Genomic DNA, 15,272 nt, shown 5'->3' with positions numbered 1-15,272 from the left:
GGACCTCGCCCAGCACGCCGATCGTATCCAACGCTTCGCAGACTGATAGCGCGAATTAGCGAATGTTGTGAATGCGACCTGATTGGCTTTAGGGATGGCATAGCTGACGACCCGGTCGAGGGCCGATCAAGGGTCGGTCACTGGCGCCGGACATCTCATTCGGCAGCGAGGTCATTCAGGTTGTCAATGCCAGCTCGGATCGGCTAAACCACGAAATGCCTCGCAAAATCAGGCGCAACACCGTCTTCTTGAAGAGCTAAACATGAAAATTCTGGTACTTGGCGGCGATGGCTTTTGCGGCTGGCCCACGGCGCTGCACTTGTCGAATTTGGGACATGACGTCATCATCGTTGATAACCTGTCCCGCCGGCACATCGATATCGAACTCGAGGCGGAATCGCTGACGCCTGTCCGGCCGATCAACGAGCGCATCCGGGCTTGGAAGGAAGTCTCCGGCCGCAATATCGGCCTCCACACATTCACAGTTGGCAAGCACTATCATCGCCTGCTTTCGTTGATCGAGGAGCAGAAGCCCGACAGCATTGTGCACTTCGCCGAACAGCGCGCGGCGCCTTACTCTATGAAGTCGTCGGCGCATAAGCGCTACACTGTGAACAATAACCTCAACGCCACCAACGATGTCTGCGCCGCCATCGTGGAGTCGGGCCTCGACGTTCACCTCGTGCATCTTGGCACTATGGGCGTGTACGGATACGGCACGGCCGGAATGCAAATCCCAGAAGGCTATTTATCCATCCGCATGGAGACGCCGGAGGGTGAATTAATTGATCAGGAGATCCTGTATCCAGCGAATCCCGGCTCGATCTATCACATGACAAAGACGCAGGATCAGCTGTTCTTCCACTTCTACAACAAGAACGACAAGCTGAAGATCACCGACCTCCACCAGGGCATTGTATGGGGTACGCAAACGGCCGAGACGAAGCTGGATGAACGCCTCATCAATCGCTTCGACTATGACGGAGACTATGGAACCGTTCTCAACCGCTTCCTAGCGCAGGCGGCGGTAAAGCACCCTTTGACGGTGCACGGCACAGGCGGACAAACACGAGCCTTCATTCACATCCAGGACACCGTCCGCTGCATCCAACTCGCCATCGAGAACCCGCCTCAGACGGGAGAGCGAGTCAACATCCTCAATCAGATGACCGAAACTCACCGCGTGCGGGATCTCGCCAAGATGGTTGGCGATCTCTCCGGGGCGCAGATCGAGTTCGTTCCCAATCCGCGCAACGAGGCGGACGAGAACGATTTGTTTGTAGCCAACGCTCGTTTTCTTGCCATGGGGTTGCAGCCCATCACGTTGGCGGCAGGCCTCATGGAAGAGGTGCACAACATTGCACAGAGATATGCTCACCGATGCGATCTGGCGAAAATCCCTTGTGTTTCTGCCTGGAACGCGGACGCGCAGGACCGGCTCGGAGGTCCCGCCTGAGACCTCACGGCACACTTTCGCTGCGCCGCCTTAGTTAGCGGCTCGAGGGCGTCGCTCACTCTATCTCGATGGAATTGAGAAAGGACTTCTTCGGGAGGCCGCAGTCATGCTCTGCTACGCCGTTCAGAAAGAAAGAGCTAGAAAGCCGCAGCGTTCGCGCTGGCGACTCTGGGCACAATAAGGACGATGGCAAGAGACAACGCGCAAGCTGGAAAGAAGCTCGTCTACCTCGCCGGATACGGACGAAGCGGCTCGACAGTGCTCGGACGCATTATGTCATTGCAAAAGGGCGTGCTTGATCTCGGTGAGGTCGTCATGGCACCCCGCTTCCTCGACCGGCCTAAGCACTACTGCGCATGCGGTGAACAGCTCATGGCCTGTCGAATCTGGAGCACCTTGCCCGAGCCGCTGAAGCACCTGCCCCACACCGACGCCAGCCTCAAGAGCCATCTAGCGATGCTGGAGTCGATTGCGACGCTGACTGATCATGAATTCATCATCGATTCGTCCAAGACGGCCCGCCACAACGCCTTCCGGCCGTTCTATCTGAGGCGCCATCTGTCGTATCCGCTCCAGCTTGTTCACCTAGTGCGCGATCCCCGCGCTTGCGTCTGGTCCGTTATACGCTGGCGCCTACGGGGCGATCACGTTCATCGCCACGCCTATCAGCTTGGAGTTGCCGCGTTGACAGCCTTCAGTTGGATTGGCGCGAACCTCGCGGCAGAGCTCTATCGTTTCTGCCATCACGAAGCCTCGGTCCGGGTGAACTACGATGAGCTACTCCAGCGGGGCTTTCCGGACTCTCTGAAGTCATTGGGCCCCGTCGGCCGGCTCGAGGACGTCGTCATCGAACGCAATGAGAATTGCCATTCCATGGGCGGCAACGAGATACGCAACCGGGCGCGAGTCATCGTGGAACAAGACACGACATGGAAAGCCCAGATTCCCAAAAGCGTTCGCATTCTTGTGACTGCGTTAACGTGGCCCCTAATGCTTCGCTATGGGTTCCTGCAAGTCCGTCGATAAAGAACCCACTGGATAGACCCCGGCGGGCAAAGAAGCGGGCGCTACCCATGTTGTCGCGACTTGGTCTATCGACGCGGTCCCAAGAATTCTCGCATCTCGTGGAAAACAGATTGCGTTATTCGCGGCGGGCACAGGACTTGTCCGCAAGCCCACCTGGTCGGCTGCAGTTCCACTCAAGCCAAAATTTCTGTCGTCGGGAGTACGAGGACTCGCCTCTAGCGTGCATTCGGCGCGCGTTTGTAACCTTCTGGGAGGCTGTTTGCGATGGCGGATAAATCCTGGTCCAGGCCGGTGTCCGCTCTGCAGCCCAGCCGACAAACGCTCGTGGAGAGGCGCATGCGGCACGAGCACCCAATTTTTCAATTCTTTGGCACGGCAGAGGCTGTTAGCGCTGGCCAGCACAAATATAACTTCGTAGGAACCACAACGCGCATTCGATTAGGAGGGAGTGAGCGTCTCATCTTTCGGTTCCAGCCAAGCAAATGCGGCCAGGCGGACCCCGAAAAATGACCACTATTTGCACAGGATCGCAGTTCCTACTGCCGCAGGCGCGCAACCTGGATCCTTCGGATGGGAGAATTGCGCGCTGGTTGCGCATGTTGGCTCTCATGCGGGCGGCCCTGGGCAACCAGCAACGCGCAGGCTGGGGGCATCAAATTGGCCGCAGTTGAAACCGATCCCGCCCCAGACTTATGGACGCGCCGCTGAAAACCATTTGATGCCGCTGAACACCATTTGATATTGCGGACTTCGAGCGAAATCGGACTGAAGGCATGGACATAATCACGGCACCCCCGAGTGAGGCTTATGACTGGCAGTGGCCGGCGATCACGGAGCGCTATGCGACGGACCAAATTCGTCATTCCGCCGTAAGCAATAGCGATTTTGTCTATATCGGATTTCCTTGGGCCACGCTCATAGACCTTCTCGGTAAAAAGCAGGGCGACCCGCGCCTCAAGCCCATGATTGCGGATCTCTTCAACATAAGACGAGAGGTCAAGCGCTGGATACAGCGCGCAACCGTGTGTCAGCATATAAACATGATGCACTGGCTAAAAACTTTCGGGTATTTAGGAATTACTGACATATTCTGGTCGCACAAAGTGAAAGGCGTGGACTCTTTGGTATGTGGCGACCACACGATACGACTACACCCCTTCCCCCTTTTCCCTGTGCAATACGCTCGGGGCGGACTCGATCAGCAGGGTCAAAGGCCGCTTCTTTTTTCTTTTGTCGGACTTGGAGAGCACCCGAAGTATCTAACCGACGTTCGGGCAATAATCCTCCGAATATTGTCTGAAGACAGTCGAGGCTTGGTCGTTGGACGTGACAGCTGGCACTATCAAAAAGTTGTTTATGAGTATCAAGTCGGCATGAGAGCCAAGAACCCGGACGGGTTGATTGATGATGCGGCAAGCGAACAGCATATTTCTGCGCTCCGCGACAGCGTCTTTTGCTTATGCCCCTCAGGAACAGGCCCAAATACAATCCGCCTTTGGGAGGCGATTGGGTCCGGCTGTATTCCCGTTATCATGTCCGAGACTTACGATCCGCCAGGAGTTGGGGCCCTATGGGAGGCAGCTGCCATATTCTGTCCGGAGACCGTCGATGCGGTAAAGGGCCTGCCAGATCGCCTTGAGGCGATGGCGCAGGATAGCTCCTTAATGGCCCTTAAGCGGCAGGCTCTAAAGCAGCTTTGGTCGACTTATGGGCCGGATTCGTTTGTACGTGATGTCGAATTGCTGTGTGCTGGTGAGAGTTGGCCACAGCGAGCACTTTGGCCCCGAGTGTAGGGTGAAATCTACGCCTGACGTGGTGGCACGGGGCACATGATCATGTGCCTGCGCAAGCCTCACTGTAGCAGGCCAGAGCGTCGTCGAGCGGGCCATGAAATAGGCATATGCCCTTCCTAAGCACCAACCCATGGGTGCAGAGACTTTTCATTAACTCTTCGTTGTGCGTAGCATTATTAGGCCACGGCTTTTTTCCACCAAAGCGTTCATGCGGTCCTTGACCTTTCCTCCGAACCGCGCGTCGCCTGCCCCCAGCCATTCATCCAAAAGGAGAATGTCGGGTTCGACCATAGTCGAGATGCTAACCGCGAGCCTTAGCCGCATGCCGCTCGAGTATGTGTTGAAGGGCTTCTCGATCGCGTCTCCAAGCTCTGTGAACTCGACGATGCCAGGAACTAGGTCTCTGATTTCGCGAAAGCTGAGCCCCATCTGAAGCCCCCGCATATAGATGTTCTCAAGCCCCGTCGCGTCCTGCAGCATACCGAGCGAGACATCAAACAGGCCTTTGGCCGTGCCGCGAACAATCAATTCGCCACTGCTTGGCGTGTAGATTCCCGCCAGAACCCGAAGCAAAGTACTTTTGCCGGCGCCATTCGCTCCGATGATTCCAAGCCGCTCTCCGTGACGCACCCTGAAGGAGACATCATCAAGAAGTGTCGTGACAGCTCGCTTAGTGCGCCGAAAATAGAGATCCGTAAGGAGCCGCGATGGACTGATCCTGACGGATCGGTCGCCGGCTTTGAAGACGGGAATCCTCAAAGCCAGGTTCTTAGCTTCCACCAGCGGCTGTGCTTCATGGGTCTCGGGCGCACTTTCGGAGACAGGTTTGCGTGCGAGTTCGGTCACGGCCGTATCTCCACTCTCACACCCACAACGGCACGAGCCGCGCATAGCGTCTGTGCATCTGGTTCGCCAGGACAAACCCGCCAATCGTCACGGAGAGGACAAAGATCCAAGTCGTTATCGAGATCGGCATCCCGAGGAGTGGCGCGCGAACGATCTCCAGGAAGTGATAAAATGGGTTGAATAGCAGGTAAATTCCAAGCGCTTGTCCGCGACCTGATGTCGCCATCCAAATAATCGGCGTAGCCAGGAAGGCGACGCGCATAATCGCGGATATGACCTGATGAAGATCGCGATAGCGGGCGCCAATGATGCCGAAGACTATCGACAACCAAATGCCATTGGCCACGAGAATCCCAATTCCTATCAAGCTAACGAATGCATATATAGATAGCTGGTGACTGTAAACAAGGAAAACAACAACAACTATAAGAAGCTGGTGAAGGAACTGCAATAATATTGAGATCACATCTACTACTGTAATCTCTATCAGAGTCATAGAGCCTTGAAGGATCTGTGCGCGATTACGCTGATATACTGTTGTGCTTTTCGTTACGAAGCCACCGATAAGCGTCCATAGGATGACACCAACTGCCAAGTACGGGATGAAGACATTCGGGTCGACGGTATTTACATGCGAATAAAGGCCGCCGAGGACAACAACAAACAACGCTGGCCCGGCAAGAAGCCAGAACGGGCCCAGCGTCGTATTCCGGTAGGTAACGACGAAGTTGAACCAGGCGACATATAGCCACCGGTGCCAGCGGTTCAAATCCAAAGCCGAACTGAAACTCACGGAAAGGCCTCTAGTCCCAAAATTCGCGGGCCGTTCGAAGCGATGCGCCTGCCGGTCAAGCGAATACGGGGCTTAGGCCACCAGGTCAAGCTGACAGAATGCGCCCGGCAGGACCCATCCAAAGGTCCATTCAATTGACACTGAGCGGCATTGAAAGCACGTTAACGCTCTGCTAGTCAGCCTAGCTTAGCGAGATGCACCACCTAGAGCGCAGCTGACGCATTAGAACGCGCTTTTGGTCCCTGTAACCAACTTTGGCGAAACGACGATGGCTTCGGTCCTGCCAGACTTCGATTCCATTCGTCCAACGCTGAGCCGAGTTTCGGGCACCTCGACGCTCGTAGAGGACCGGTGGCTTTACAATGCAGTCGCTCAGCTGCCTGAGGATGCGACCATCGTTGTCGCGGGGCGTCCGCAACCGCAGATAACTGTAACGGCGGCCCTCGCCTGCCGAGGAACAGCTCGCCGCATCCATCTAGTCGACTGCGCGTCGGATGCATCGGATCAAGCGACTAGTCCATATGCTGAAGAACTTCGAGAGGCCCTCGAGGCAAACGAACTTCAGGGCTATGTTGTTGCTGGCGTACCTATCTATCGCGGCAACGAGCGTTCCTGGTCAAAGCAGATCGACTTTTTGCTGATCGATCAGGCCCCTCGGGGCGATGGCAACTTCGAGATTTACGAGGATTTGGCCGATCTGATCTGGGGATGGGGTCTCGTTGCCGTCCTGGGCGTGGAAGCACGTCAGCCAGAGAGGCTTCGGGCATGGAGCCGACAACTGAGCAAAGCTCTCGATCGACCCTCTCACTTTTTTTCCATCGCATACGGGCGTCAACCTCACCAGTTCTCAGGTGGAAGGTCAAAAGTCCACGTCATCATTCCGGTATTCAATCGGAAAGAGGAAACGCGAACCTGCCTTCTGTCGGTCTTGGATCAATCGGTCGCCGACCGGATGACCATTACGGTCGTCGAGACGGTAGCACCGACGGCACTGAACAGATGCTTGAGACGGAGTTTCCCTCGGTCAACATCATCAAGGGTGACGGCAATCTCTGGTGGACCGGTGCGGTTGCAAAGGCGTTGGACACATTGCGATCGAGTTTCAAGCCAGGCGACTTTTTTCTGTTAGTCAACAATGACTCGATCTTGCAACCGGAGACCGTTGCCATTCTTGTTCGCGAGTCGGTCCACAATGGCCGCTGTGGCGTGGCGCCGCTTGCGCTGGACTATGAAAGTGGCGATCCGCTGACCACCGGCTTTGCACTCAGGCAACACCACGTCTTACTCGACTTCGAACATCAATACGCTGCAATCATCGAGCCGAGCATGCTGTTTGAGGCCGAGTCCCTATATGGTCGATGCTCGCTCTTTCCGGCAGAGGTTCTTGATTTCGTCGACAACTATGACGCCGAGACGTTCCCGCAATATTACGGCGACGTCGATTTCTGCCTTCGCGCCCGGGAGCAAGAGTTCCGCTTCTTTGTAACCGGCGCCACCTGCATCCGGGTCCAGCACGGAGCCGACAACACCGGTTCGCATTTTGCGTTTCGCCAAGGCGCTCAGACACTGGCAGAGGTCAAAGCAAACTTGTTTTCAATACGATCGCTCGATAACGTGGTAATTACTTGGCGTTATACATCCCGACACCACCCGCATCGAGCTGTGACAGCCACGCTGAAAACAGCATGGCGCAGTCTTCGTTATTGGCGACCGATCTATGCCGTCGTTGGCCCACACACACCGCAAAAGGCCGCCACGCGCGCAGCTCCAGCGTCACAAGGTGCATCCTTAGTCGGCAAGGCGCTGGGGTTTTTGACTCGGACGTTGAACGTATGCGTTGTTCGATTTTACAATGCCTCACTGAGGCTCCAGCGCCGCGCTTTCCCTAGATAGGTGAGCCCAGCCCAAGGCTCGGGCGGACGGAAAGAAGATTCAACCAACCGTCCTTTCAACGCCTCATCCGAGGACGCTGCAATCCGTCTTGGAACTGACTGCTTGAACGGAACCCCTGGCCCGACGACATGCGGGATAGGCCAATTGCGGAGCAAACCAATACTGCCGTATCGGCCTGAGATCGACGGCTTGCGCGCGCTTGCGGTCGCCGCGGTCGTCATCTTCCACGCGAACTTCTCATTTCGCGGCCAGCCGATGCTCACGGGTGGATTTCTCGGGGTCGACATCTTTTTCGTGATCTCCGGTTACCTGATAACCTCGATCATCCTTCGCCAGCTCTCGGCGAAGGACTTCTCGATCCTGAGGTTCTATCACCGACGTGCGCGTCGCATTCTGCCCGCACTTTTTCTCGTCCTCGCCGTATGCATCCCCTTCGCCTGGCGCCTGATGCGCCCGATCAACTGAAGGAGTTCTCCGGCTCGGCGATCTCCACGCTTCTTTTCGCCTCCAATTTCTGGTTCTGGTCGGAGGACAGCTACTGGGCCGGACCAAGCGAACTGAAGCCTCTACTACACACTTGGACGCTGGCGCTGGAGGAGCAGTTCTACATTCTGTGTCCGCTGCTGCTCATGGCCTTGTGGCGGGGCGCACGCGATCGGATTTTGCCGATCCTGATCGTCTTGTTCGTGGCTTCGTTAGCGCTGTCGCAATACGGATCGACCGCCTTTTCCGATGCGAACTTTTTCCTGCTGCCGACGCGGGCATGGGAGCTCTTGGCCGGGGCCATCCTGGCGCGGATCGAACTCTCTTACGGGAGAAATGCAAGCGGCACGTGGGCGGAAATTTTGCCGATTCTAGCGTCGTGATGATCGTCGGGCCGCTTTTTGCGTTCGACAGCAGCACGCCTCATCCCTCGCTCTTGACGCTCATTCCGGTGATCGGCGTGTGTCTTATAATCTGGTTCGCGCGGGAAGGGGACGCGGTCACCTCCTTTCTCAGCATCCGGCTATTCGTGGCGGTCGGGTTGACTTCCTATTCCCTTTATCTCTGGCACTACCCTGTGTTCGCGTTTTGGAACCTCTCGCATCCCGATACCTCGAATCTCGGCGCACTCGGTTTGATCGCGGTCTCGGTCGTTCTATCTGTCGTGTCGTATTTCCTGGTGGAGCGGCCGGCGCGGAACATGGGGTCGGTACCGACGCCAGCCTTTGTCCCCGCCATTCTGGTTTCATTCCTACTGCTGGGCGGCCTTGGGACCATGTCCTACGCGTCGAATGGCTTCGCGGACCGATATGGAAGCCTCGCAGCCGTCTTCAACGAGACGGGTGCGGACGCGATTGGGTTCATCCAAAGCACGCCGCCGAACGCACGGGGAACGATCTTTCTTGCCGGCGATAGCCATGCCGCCGTTCTGACCAAGGCCGTCTTGGACCTTGCGGAAAAGAACGGCTATGCTATCGCACGGCGCGTGGCAGGTAGCTGTCCACCGGTCGATGTGAAGGCGCTGAAGTTCGAGAAGTGCGACCCTTACCGCAAGAGGACCCTCCGCATCATCGATGACGCGCCACCTGCGATCATCATCTATGCAGTCCACTGGCGGAAATATCAGGATGGATCGGGGCGAAAGAAGTATCGCGGGACCGTCACCCCGCACCAAGCGACACGCTGCGTGAAGCCTATGAACGGACGTTCCAGCGCTGGGTCGATGCGGGCCATCGCATGGTCCTTGTCTTACCGGGCATGGAGACCGACCGAAACATTAAGGAGCAGCTTAAGGAGGTAATCGATCCGATCCCGCAGGCGGAGCGGGATACGTTCCTAGCGGGCCTGAAGCTCGAGGTGAATTATGGCGAGCAACTCGGTCGCGCCGATTGGGAGCGGGATATGATCGAAACGCTGGCCAAGAGGGAGGGGATCGAGGCGGTTGATCCATTGCGTCTCTTTTGCCGGCCGTCCCGTGACAGCTGCGCGGTGAACGAAGGCACGTCCTTCTTCATCACGGATCAGTCGCACTATTCGCGCGCGGCAGCCTACAGAATCGTGCATGCCATCGAACAGAAACTCGAGACTGCCCAATGGCTTGGGGTAGCCACGTCCGCCCAGTGAGCTGGATCCTTGCGCGGCATCTCCATTGAACGGACCCCCCGGCTCTGCTAGGCAGCGCAAGCTCGCCTGGCGCCAGCCTGAAGACAATGCGCGGCGTACCGGCACCGGTTGAAAGGCCCTTGGGGCCTGCACCTTTGCCGAGGCGCCGAATTCGCCGTCAAACCACCATCTGGGTGTCCGATCTCTGTGCCGAAGGTCCACGTCATCATTCCGACCCATAACCGAAAGGCGCTCGCGGAGATGTGCCTGGAGCACGTCTTCGCGCAAACGGCGATAGACTCCATGTCCATCACCATCGTGGATGATGGCAGCACCGACGGAACCGCGTTGATTCTGGCGGAAAAGTTTTCGGCTGCCCGCGTTATCGAAGGCGACGGCAATCTGTGGTGGACTGGCGCTGTCGCCAAAGCCCTGGACACGCTATGGCCGGAATTCGCGCCGGGAGACTTCTTTTTGCTCGTTAATGACGACACGTTACTACACCCAGACACCGTCGAGGCGCTTGTCGAGACCTCCGAACGGTGCCAGCGTGCAGGCGTCGCCCCGATCGCCCTTGATGCCGCCAGCGGCCAGGCGATCTCCACCGGCTGGGCGCCGGGGTCGGGTCCCATTTTGAACGATCTTGACAAGCTCGATGCCGCCATGGCGGAGCACGACGGCCTATACCAGGTGCAGGCACTCTTCGGGCGCTGCTCACTGTTCCCTGTCGAGATCCTCCACAGTGTCCGGAACTACGACGCGGCCGCCTTCCCGCACTATTACGGCGACGTAGACTTCTGCTTGCGTGCCGGCAAGGAAGGTTTCCGCTTCTTCGCAACCAATGCCACCTCGATCGAAGTGGTAGAATTGCAAGCGGCAACGGGCGTCCATTTCACCTTCCGCCAGGGTCCGCAGGACTTCCCGGCCGTCCTCGAGAACATGACCTCGATCCGGTCGATCGAGAACGTGCCCCTCACCTGGCACTACATGCGGCGGCATTTTCCGGGCCGCGCCGGGCCAACACCGCGTCCATCGCCTGGCGCAGCCTCCGCCAGTGGCGTCCCATCTACACGCCCTCGGCCTCAAACCCCTGCCGCAACGGGGCACGCCGGCACAGATCCAGAACGGAACCGCAGCAGCGGCGCGGGACGCGTCGCTGCTGAGACGCATTCTCCGGCTCGTACGGAAACTTTTGGCGCCAGTGTTCGAAGTCGTGTTCTTCCTCTGCTATTACATCGCCCGCGCCGCCTACCGCCTCGTACGGTGGGTGCGGCGGCTATGACGTCATTCCACCACAGTAGACAGGTGTCGATCGCAGCATGAAACGGGTTCTAGTCACAGGCGGGCTTGGCTTTATAGGAACGAGCCTGGTGCCAAAGCTGCAAGAACGGTTCGGCGCCGAAATTCGCATCTTCGACAACATGTCGAACCCCAGTGGCGACCTCACCATCACGGACGGCATCCACGTCGTAGAAGGCGATGTGCGAGACGACGCTGCGGTGCGCAAGGCGATCAAGGGCATGGACGCCGTCGTTCATCTCGCTGCGCATACACGCGTGATCGACTCCATCGAGGATCCGCAGATCAACTTCAACATCAATACGACCGGCACTTTCAACATATTGGAAGCGATGCGCCAGGAAGACGTGCCGTCCCTGGTGAACGCATCCACTGGCGGCGCGATTCTGGGTGAGGTCCCTCCACCCATCAACGAGGACATCGCCGCCAAGCCTGCGTCCCCTTACGGCGCCTCGAAGCTCGCCGGCGAAGGCTATTGCTGGGCCTACGCGCAGTCCTACGGGCTGAAGGCCGCGAGCTTGCGCTTCTCGAACATTTACGGGCCGAACTCCCGCCGCAAGAGCTCAGTCGTCGCCGCCTTCATCAAAAATATCCGCGAGACCGGCGCGGTGACTGTCTATGGCGACGGAACGCAGACCCGCGACTATCTCTTCGTCGAGGATCTCACTGACGGGATCGTCCGCGCGATCGAGGCCAGCGCTGCCGGGACCTATCAGCTCGGCTTCGGCAAGCCGACATCGGTGACGCCCTGATCGAAATCATTCGCGAGACAACGGGTATGGATTTCAGCGTGACGTACGAGCCGGTGCGCGCGGGCGAGATCCTTCATACCTACTGCGATATCTCAAAAGCCCGCAGCGCCATCGGGTATAATCCCATCACAGAACTCGATGAGGGCGTCCGACGCACCTGGGACTGGTTTGAGACATCGGGACATGCCTGAGAACGCCGAGACAGACAGACCGTTGCGGGTCGTCCACCTCTGCTATTCCGACAGCATGGGCGGCGCGGCCATCGGGGCGCGGCGTTCTCATCAGGCCATGCTCTCGCAAGGGATCGAGTCCCGTCTCGTGGTCGTGCACAAGGAAACCGACGATCCGCTCGTCATTGCGCTGCCAAGGAAGCAGCTTCGGTGCCTGCTCGCCCGCCGCGGCGCCTGGCTGATCAACAAGCTCCGCCGCTCCGACAACCCGATAATCCGGACATTCAATGTCGTACCCATGGGTACCGCCGAATTTCTGAACAGGATGGATGTCGATATCATCCAGATGCATTGGATCGGCGAGGACACGATCTCAATCGGCGAACTGGCTAAGCTCAACAAGCCTGTGGTGTGGAAGCTACCCGACATCTGGGGCTTCGCTGGCACAGAGCACTATCTACTCCCGGACGATCCCGAGCGCTACCGGGAAGGCTACCGCGCGGACAATCGCCCGGCACATGAGTCAGGGCTCGATTTTGATCGACTTGTCTGGAACTACAAGCGCCGGTGCTGGCGCGACACCGAACTCAACATCGTCGGGCCGAGCAAGTGGATCAGCGATTGCGCCAAGGCGAGCCTGCTCTTCGGGCGCTATCGCGTCCGCCATATTCTCAATCCGGTCGATACGGAACTCTACGCGCCGAAGGACAAGAAGGCCTCGCGCGACGCCTTCGGCCTTCCCCAAGACAAATGTGTGATCATGTTCGGGGCCTTGAGCTCGACCAGAGACCCCCGCAAAGGCTTTCACCATCTCAAGGCCGCGCTCGGTCATCTCTCCGAGTATCTCGATCCGGCCAACACGGTGTTTGCAATCCTTGGGGCGAGGGGACCCGCCGGCCAGACCATCGCCGGGTTCGAATGCCGCTATCTCGGCACGGTCAAGGACGAGGAGAAGCTGGCGACGGCCTATAGCGCCGCGGACGTGTTCGTGCTGCCGACCGAGGCGGACAACCTGCCAAACACGATCAAGGAGGCGTGTTGCTGCGGGGTCGCCTGCGTCGGATTCGATGTGGGCGGCCTGCCGGATATGATCGATCATCTGGAAACCGGCTACCTGGCCCAGCCCTTCGATGTGGAGGATCTCGCCAAGGGGATCACCTGGGCCGCGAACCAGGCCGGGCCGGATATGAGCGCGAGATCGGAGCGCGCGGTCACCCGCCACGCCCAGGCCACGGCCGTGCAGCACTATGTGGACTTCTACCGTGAGATCTTGGCGGCGCGGGAGCAAAGCGCCAAGCCGTAGGCGGGATGCCAAAACCCGCCAATTCCACCCTGGCGAAGCGCGAAGAGACCTGCGAAAAACGGGGCATTGCCACCGAAAGAGAGCTGTCGATGAACCAGGCTACGGCCCATACGTCCGAGACGGCCCCCGTCGCGCTCTTCGTCTACAACCGGGCAGACCACGCGCAGGCGACGCTCAACGCGTTGCGCGGCAACGCCCTCGCGTCCGAGACCGATCTCTACGTGTTCAGCGACGGCCCGAAAACGGACGCGGATCGCGCCGGCGTGGACGCGGTTCGCACGCTGCTGGGCGGCATCGAAGGCTTCCGCTCGGTCACCGTGAAGGCGCGGCCTGAGAATATCGGACTGGCCCAATCCATCATTGGCGGCGTCACTGAGATCGTCGAGCGCCACGGCCGGGTGATCGTCATCGAGGACGATCTCGTGACGATCGGGCCACGCTAACCTATTTCAACCGTATGCTCGACCGCTTCGAGAACCATGCGGGCGTCTTCTCCATCAGCGCCTACTCGCATCCCGCCTCGGTCATGCCCGTCCCGGCGGACTACGATTTCGACGTCTACGCAATCCCGCGCATGCAGTGCTGGGGCTGGGCCACGTGGCGCGACCGTTGGTCCAAGGCCGATTTCTCCGTTCCCAACTTCGACGCGTTCAATGCCTCCCCTAGCGCGACGGCGGCGTATGCGCATTGGATCGGTGCCGACAGCCTCGCGACGCTGCGGGCCTGCATGCGGGGCGAAAAGGACGTCTGGGCCTGCCGCTGGGTCTACACCCACTTCAAGCATCACGCGGTCTGCATTTGCCCGACACAGTCCCTCGTGGACAACATCGGCCTCGACGGATCGGGCAGCAATTGCGGCGTGCGGCCCGAATTCAAGCACACGCTGGAGACCTTGAAGATCGAGGATTGGCGCACGCCGGAACTTGCCTTCGTCGATCCGCGCCTGTTCGAGGCCTTCATGGCCGTCATGGATCCGAGACGGAAGCGCGACCGGCCATCCGGACCGGCGGCCCCTCATGGGCTCGATCCCGCGCCACGGCCGAGCGTGGCGGCTCGTGCGGCCTATTGGGCCCGCCGGCCACGACAGCTTATCCGCCGCGTCCGGGAGCGGGCGGGCCTCGCCGGAAGCGCAAGCCTGTCACAGGTGGAAGCGCGGCATAAGGCGCTCAGAGCACCGCCGAGCGCACCGCTCATCCGGCTGGGCACGGATTACGGCGGCTGGTGGCTGCCCGAGGCGGGATTCGGCGCCGACGATGTGGTCGTCTCGGCCGGGGCCGGAGAAGACATCTCATTCGACGTCGAAGTAGCGAAGCGGTTCGGCTGCAAAATCCTGGTGCTGGATCCCACGCCGCGGGCCGTCGCCCACTTCGAAGCGACGAAGAACGCCGTCGCGGCCGGGGAACCCGCACCGATCAACAACGCAGTGGCGGATTTCTACGAGGCTGACAGCGAAACGCTCGAACGCATCGCGTTTCGGCCCTGGGGCCTATGGAACGAGACCGAAACGCTGACCTTCCACGCGCCGGCGAATGCCGATAGCGTCTCCCATTCGGCCGTGAATATCCAGAATACGGAGGGCGGATTCGACGCGGAATGCGTCACTCTCGACGAGCTCATGCGGCGCGAGGACATCGATACCATCAGTGTACTGAAGATGGATATCGAGGGAGCCGAGTTTGCCGTGCTCGACCGTCTTGCGGAGAGTGCCTTACGCCCGAAGATCCTGCTCGTCGAATTTCACCCGGGTGACAGCAACGCGGAGCGCCTGGGAAAAGTCCGGAACGCTGGCCACGCTCGAGAAGCTCCATGACGAAGGTTATCGGCTCATCCGCTATCGCGGCTGGGACTACGCTCTG

At 58.9% G+C, this 15,272-nt stretch carries 15 protein-coding genes; 13 read left to right on the top strand and 2 right to left on the bottom strand.

What is annotated here, in order from left to right:
* Positions 1 to 262: 262 nt before the first annotated feature.
* The 3 genes from AUC70_RS06460 to AUC70_RS06450 all read left to right on the top strand — a co-directional run bounded on the left by AUC70_RS06460 (position 263) and on the right by AUC70_RS06450 (position 4,275).
* Positions 263 to 1,456, top strand: coding sequence for an NAD-dependent epimerase/dehydratase family protein (locus AUC70_RS06460; RefSeq protein WP_069444072.1), 1,194 nt, complete (start codon positions 263 to 265; stop codon positions 1,454 to 1,456).
* A gap of 186 nt (positions 1,457 to 1,642) precedes the next feature.
* Positions 1,643 to 2,482: a hypothetical protein gene (locus AUC70_RS06455; protein WP_069444071.1), complete on the top strand. Its 840-nt coding sequence runs from the start codon at positions 1,643 to 1,645 to the stop codon at positions 2,480 to 2,482.
* A gap of 773 nt (positions 2,483 to 3,255) precedes the next feature.
* The gene (locus AUC70_RS06450; RefSeq protein ID WP_069444070.1) at positions 3,256 to 4,275 is read left to right on the top strand and encodes an exostosin domain-containing protein; all 1,020 of its coding nucleotides are present in this window, start codon (positions 3,256 to 3,258) and stop codon (positions 4,273 to 4,275) included.
* A 150-nt stretch (positions 4,276 to 4,425) separates the two neighbouring features.
* Here AUC70_RS06450 and AUC70_RS06445 read toward each other — a convergent pair whose 3' ends face one another.
* Both AUC70_RS06445 and AUC70_RS06440 read right to left on the bottom strand, forming a co-directional pair.
* A complete protein-coding gene (locus AUC70_RS06445; protein WP_158007379.1) occupies positions 4,426 to 5,121 on the bottom strand; it encodes an ABC transporter ATP-binding protein in 696 nt (231 codons plus the stop codon).
* 16 nt (positions 5,122 to 5,137) lie between these two features.
* A complete protein-coding gene (locus tag AUC70_RS06440) occupies positions 5,138 to 5,914 on the bottom strand; it encodes an ABC transporter permease (RefSeq protein WP_083241322.1) in 777 nt (258 codons plus the stop codon).
* A gap of 999 nt (positions 5,915 to 6,913) precedes the next feature.
* On the opposite strand from AUC70_RS06440, the gene AUC70_RS06430 reads away from it, so the two are divergent.
* The 10 genes from AUC70_RS06430 (at position 6,914) to AUC70_RS06385 (ending at position 15,226) form a co-directional block, all read left to right on the top strand.
* Positions 6,914 to 7,807 (top strand): glycosyltransferase family 2 protein, encoded by an 894-nt coding sequence (locus tag AUC70_RS06430; protein ID WP_069444067.1) that lies wholly within the window; start codon positions 6,914 to 6,916, stop codon positions 7,805 to 7,807.
* Between the two features lie 144 nt (positions 7,808 to 7,951).
* Positions 7,952 to 8,272, top strand: a complete 321-nt coding sequence (locus AUC70_RS16175) for an acyltransferase family protein (protein WP_158007378.1) — start codon at positions 7,952 to 7,954, stop codon at positions 8,270 to 8,272.
* Positions 8,230 to 8,673 (top strand): acyltransferase family protein, encoded by a 444-nt coding sequence (locus AUC70_RS06420; protein ID WP_069444065.1) that lies wholly within the window; start codon positions 8,230 to 8,232, stop codon positions 8,671 to 8,673. Before AUC70_RS16175 ends, AUC70_RS06420 begins: the two co-directional genes overlap by 43 nt.
* Positions 8,640 to 9,590: an acyltransferase family protein gene (locus tag AUC70_RS18335; RefSeq protein ID WP_158007377.1), complete on the top strand. Its 951-nt coding sequence runs from the start codon at positions 8,640 to 8,642 to the stop codon at positions 9,588 to 9,590. The genes AUC70_RS06420 and AUC70_RS18335 overlap by 34 nt, the downstream gene beginning before the upstream one ends.
* The gene (locus AUC70_RS18330; RefSeq protein WP_280138232.1) at positions 9,473 to 9,913 is read left to right on the top strand and encodes an SGNH hydrolase domain-containing protein; all 441 of its coding nucleotides are present in this window, start codon (positions 9,473 to 9,475) and stop codon (positions 9,911 to 9,913) included. The genes AUC70_RS18335 and AUC70_RS18330 overlap by 118 nt, the downstream gene beginning before the upstream one ends.
* 186 nt (positions 9,914 to 10,099) lie before the next feature.
* Positions 10,100 to 11,215, top strand: coding sequence for a glycosyltransferase family 2 protein (locus AUC70_RS06405; protein WP_069444062.1), 1,116 nt, complete (start codon positions 10,100 to 10,102; stop codon positions 11,213 to 11,215).
* Positions 11,216 to 11,262: 47 nt separating this feature from the next.
* The gene (locus AUC70_RS06400) at positions 11,263 to 11,943 is read left to right on the top strand and encodes an NAD-dependent epimerase/dehydratase family protein (protein WP_206599318.1); all 681 of its coding nucleotides are present in this window, start codon (positions 11,263 to 11,265) and stop codon (positions 11,941 to 11,943) included.
* Between the two features lie 183 nt (positions 11,944 to 12,126).
* The gene (locus AUC70_RS06395) at positions 12,127 to 13,416 is read left to right on the top strand and encodes a glycosyltransferase (RefSeq protein ID WP_069444061.1); all 1,290 of its coding nucleotides are present in this window, start codon (positions 12,127 to 12,129) and stop codon (positions 13,414 to 13,416) included.
* 89 nt (positions 13,417 to 13,505) lie between these two features.
* Positions 13,506 to 13,859: a hypothetical protein gene (locus AUC70_RS06390; protein WP_141701984.1), complete on the top strand. Its 354-nt coding sequence runs from the start codon at positions 13,506 to 13,508 to the stop codon at positions 13,857 to 13,859.
* A 14-nt stretch (positions 13,860 to 13,873) separates the two neighbouring features.
* Positions 13,874 to 15,226, top strand: a complete 1,353-nt coding sequence (locus AUC70_RS06385; protein ID WP_069444059.1) for an FkbM family methyltransferase — start codon at positions 13,874 to 13,876, stop codon at positions 15,224 to 15,226.
* Positions 15,227 to 15,272: the final 46 nt, after the last annotated feature.

The sequence above is a fragment of the Methyloceanibacter stevinii genome, from assembly GCF_001723355.1.
In the GTDB taxonomy this organism is placed as follows: domain Bacteria; phylum Pseudomonadota; class Alphaproteobacteria; order Rhizobiales; family Methyloligellaceae; genus Methyloceanibacter; species Methyloceanibacter stevinii.
Note: the sequence above shows the minus strand (reverse complement) of the source record. Positions and strands in the feature narration are given on the sequence as shown.

Bases quoted from the DNA above. Each gene is read 5' to 3' on its own strand.
- AUC70_RS06460 (WP_069444072.1), top strand. From the start codon at position 263: ATGAAAATTCTGGTACTTGGCGGCGATGGCTTTTGCGGCTGGCCCACG.
- AUC70_RS06455 (WP_069444071.1), top strand. From the start codon at position 1,643: ATGGCAAGAGACAACGCGCAAGCTGGAAAGAAGCTCGTCTACCTCGCC.
- AUC70_RS06450 (WP_069444070.1), top strand. From the start codon at position 3,256: ATGGACATAATCACGGCACCCCCGAGTGAGGCTTATGACTGGCAGTGG.
- AUC70_RS06430 (WP_069444067.1), top strand. From the start codon at position 6,914: ATGCTTGAGACGGAGTTTCCCTCGGTCAACATCATCAAGGGTGACGGC.
- AUC70_RS06420 (WP_069444065.1), top strand. From the start codon at position 8,230: ATGCATCCCCTTCGCCTGGCGCCTGATGCGCCCGATCAACTGAAGGAG.
- AUC70_RS06395 (WP_069444061.1), top strand. From the start codon at position 12,127: ATGCCTGAGAACGCCGAGACAGACAGACCGTTGCGGGTCGTCCACCTC.
- AUC70_RS06390 (WP_141701984.1), top strand. From the start codon at position 13,506: ATGAACCAGGCTACGGCCCATACGTCCGAGACGGCCCCCGTCGCGCTC.
- AUC70_RS06385 (WP_069444059.1), top strand. From the start codon at position 13,874: ATGCTCGACCGCTTCGAGAACCATGCGGGCGTCTTCTCCATCAGCGCC.